The following is an 846-nucleotide window of genomic DNA, read 5'->3' as shown; positions in this document are numbered from 1 at the left end:
GTCCACCTTGCCGTGACCGATTGTGGCGTCGGCATCGCCGAGAACGACGCGGACCGCGTCTTGGATCCCTTCTTCACCACCAAATCGACTGGCCTTGGAATGGGTCTTGCGATCTGCCGGTCGATCGTGGAATCTCATGGAGGACGACTGTCGATGGTCCACAAAAATGGACCGGGCGCGACGTTCCAGTTTGCCTTACCGCTGCATAAGGAGGCCGTCTCGTGACTGCACGATTTGACGCGCCAGATCAAGGCAGCAATGCCGAGGCCTCGACAAAGGCGACCGTCTTCGTCGTGGACGATGACATCTCCATGCGTCGCTCGCTTACGAATCTTTTTCAATCGGTAGGGTTAGGCGTCATTGCATTCGGATCGGCGCGCGAAATGCTGCAGAGCCCAATCCCGGACGTTATTAGCTGTCTGGTTCTTGACGTCCGGCTGCCAGGCTTGAGCGGCCTTGACTACCAGACCGAGCTAGCGAGGTTGAACATACATACTCCGATCATTTTCATTACCGGCCATGGCGACATTCCAATGACTGTCAGGGCCATGAAGGAAGGAGCGGTCGATTTTCTCAGCAAACCGTTTCGCGATCAGGAACTGCTTGATGCCGTGGTTGCGGCGACCGAACGCGATCGCAAAAGACGGGAGGCTCAGCAGACGGTCGCGAACCTGCAGTCTTTATTTGAGACCTTAAGCCCGCGCGAGCAGGCGGTGATGAAACTGGTCGCTGCCGGCCTGATGAACAAGCAGGTCGCCGCCGAGCTTGGGCTCGCCGAGATTACGGTCAAGATCTACCGGGGACACGTAATGAAAAAGATGCGTGCACGCTCGCTGGCCGACTTGA

At 57.3% G+C, this 846-nt stretch carries 2 protein-coding genes; both read left to right on the top strand.

Translation table 11 applies throughout. From position 1 onward, the window contains the following. A partial coding sequence (locus tag E4K64_RS40030) for an ATP-binding protein (protein WP_135167644.1) occupies window positions 1-225 on the top strand: 225 nt, incomplete at its 5' end. Next, window positions 222-846, top strand: a 625-nt coding sequence (locus E4K64_RS40025) for a response regulator transcription factor (RefSeq protein ID WP_135167645.1), incomplete at its 3' end; no start/stop codon positions are given. The genes E4K64_RS40030 and E4K64_RS40025, both read left to right, overlap by 4 nt.

Origin of the sequence: Bradyrhizobium frederickii (genome assembly GCF_004570865.1) — a bacterium.
Lineage (GTDB): Bacteria > Pseudomonadota > Alphaproteobacteria > Rhizobiales > Xanthobacteraceae > Bradyrhizobium > Bradyrhizobium frederickii.
Note: the sequence above shows the minus strand (reverse complement) of the source record. Positions and strands in the feature narration are given on the sequence as shown.